Raw genomic sequence first — 2110 nt, forward strand, 5'->3', positions numbered from 1 at the left:
CAACGTCGCCCGAACACGGTTCACTTCATGTGCGTCCACACACTCACCGTGCCCCTGAACAAGGTCGACACACAGACCTAACGGAGTCCTACTAGGGCGTGTTGCGAAAGTGGTGCCGCCGGAAAAGCGATTGACGCTCGCCGGTGTCCGGCGGTCGGATGACGTGCCATGAACACAGGGCAGATGCATCCCGGCATGCACCCCATCGACGTCAACCTTGTACGGCGACTGATCGCCGAACAGTTCCCGCGGTGGGCGGGGCTGGCGGTCGAGCGGTTTCCGTCCGGCGGGACGGTCAACGCCATGTACCGGCTGGGCGATGACATGGTCGTACGACTGCCGCTTGTCCAGGGCGGGGCCAACGACGTCTCGATGGAGCGGACGTGGCTGCCCCTGCTCGCGCCTCACCTGCCTACGACCATCCCCGAGGCACTCGGGGAGGGGCAACCCGCGCAGGGGTACCCGTGGCCGTGGTCGGTGTACCGGTGGCTGGCCGGGGAGAATCCCGAGGCGGGAGCCCTGAGCGAGCCGGTGCTGCTGGCCGAGGATTTGGCCGAGTTCGTAGCGGCGATGCGGAGCATCACCCTGCCGGGTGCGCCGCAGGCCCACCGCGGGGGGCCGGTCGCCTCGCTCGACGCGGAGACCCGGACAGCGATCGAGGAGTTGCGCCTCCTCCCACAGGAGGGCGTCGACTGCGATGCCGCCACAGCCGTGTGGGAGGAGGCGCTGCGGGCTCCTGGCTGGGACGGGCCGCCGGTGTGGCTGCACGCCGATCTCATGCCGGGCAACCTGCTGGTGGCCGGTGGCAGGCTGACTGCAGTGATCGACTTCGGATGCCTGGGTGCGGGAGATCCGGCCTGCGATCTGTTCCCAGCGTGGAATCTGCTGCCGGCCAGGGCGAGGGAAGTCTTCCGCGAGGCGCTGAGCGTGGACAACGCGACCTGGATCCGCGGCCGGGGACGGACACTCTCGCAGGCACTGATCGCGCTGCCGTACTACCGGAAGACGAACCCGGCGATGGCGCACAATGCCCGGCACGTGATCCGGACGGTGCTGCAGGAGGGCTGAGGCCAGAGGCATTTTGGGACGGGTGCTGGTCACAGCCACTCGTTGATCGCTGCGACCAGCACAGTGGCCTGGAAGCGGACCGCGAGCTTGTCGTATCGCGTGGCCACGGCCCGGTGGCGCTTCAGTCTGTTGATCCCGCACTCGACAGCGTGACGCTCCTTGTAGTCCGCCTTGTCGAACTTGGGCGGGCGGCCGCCTCGGGAGCCGAGCTTCTTGCGGTTGCGGACCTGGTCGGACTTCTCCGGGATGGTACAGAGCACGCCTCGTCTGCGCAGGTAGGCGCGGTTCGCGCGGGATCCGTATGCCTTGTCGGCACGGACCTTGTCCGGCCTGGTGCGTGGTCGGCCCGGCCCGATTCGGGGCACGCGGATGCCTTGCAGGACCGGCTGGAACTGCGGACTGTCATGGCGCTGCCCGGCGGTGACGAGCAGGGACAGCGGCTTCTGTCCCTGCTCGACCGCCAAGTGCAGCTTGGTCGTCAGCCCGCCGCGCGAGCGTCCGAGGCCGTGATCGTCGGGTTCGGTGTCGACGCCGCCGGGAGATTCCTTCTGCAGTGCCCCTTTTTACGCGCACCGGCGGCGTGCTGGTGAGCCCGAGCGATCGTGGAATCCACACTCACATCCCATGTGATCAGGCCCTTCGCGTCGGCCTCGGCCTGCAGCTGCTCGAAGATCCGCTTCCAGGTGCCGTCGCGCTGCCAACGCCGAAAGAGGTCGTAGGCCCGGTCCCACGGACCGTACCTCTCCGGAAGATCGCGCCACGGTGCACCCGTCCTGGTCCGCCACCGTATGCCGTCGATCAACTGTCGACGCGTCCAAGTCCGCGGGCGGCCTGGCTTCTTGCCCACAGGCAACAGCGGCTCAAGTCGGGCCCACTGCCGAACCGTCAGATCACCACGTCCCACGGCCGTGATCATCCACGACCTTGATTCACTTTCGCAACAGGCCCTAGTGTGATGCGCCAGAAATTGCACGGTTAAGTCTGTAGCCTGTTTTCATGTCTCGGGGTCCTCGTGCCATCGAAGTTGTGCTGTCCGATGAGG

At 67.2% G+C, this 2110-nt stretch carries 2 protein-coding genes; one reads left to right on the forward strand and one right to left on the reverse strand.

Annotation, left to right across the window (positions count from 1 at the left end; all coding sequences use genetic code 11):
• Window positions 1–168: 168 nt before the first annotated feature.
• Complete coding sequence (locus AB0A61_RS40995; protein ID WP_361304704.1) at window positions 169–1068, forward strand: aminoglycoside phosphotransferase family protein; 900 nt, start codon at window positions 169–171, stop codon at window positions 1066–1068.
• Between the two features lie 29 nt (window positions 1069–1097).
• Here AB0A61_RS40995 and AB0A61_RS41000 read toward each other — a convergent pair.
• A protein-coding gene (locus tag AB0A61_RS41000) for an IS5 family transposase (protein WP_361304707.1) occupies window positions 1098–1972 on the reverse strand; the annotation gives its coding sequence in 2 pieces (ribosomal slippage) (window positions 1098–1625 and window positions 1628–1972; 873 coding nt in all).
• Between the last annotated feature and the right edge of the window lie 138 nt (window positions 1973–2110).

Source organism: Streptomyces sp. NPDC046197, from assembly GCF_040646295.1.
In the GTDB taxonomy this organism is placed as follows: Bacteria; Actinomycetota; Actinomycetes; order Streptomycetales; family Streptomycetaceae; genus Streptomyces.

Bases quoted from the DNA above. Each gene is read 5' to 3' on its own strand.
- AB0A61_RS40995 (WP_361304704.1), top strand. From the start codon at position 169: ATGAACACAGGGCAGATGCATCCCGGCATGCACCCCATCGACGTCAAC.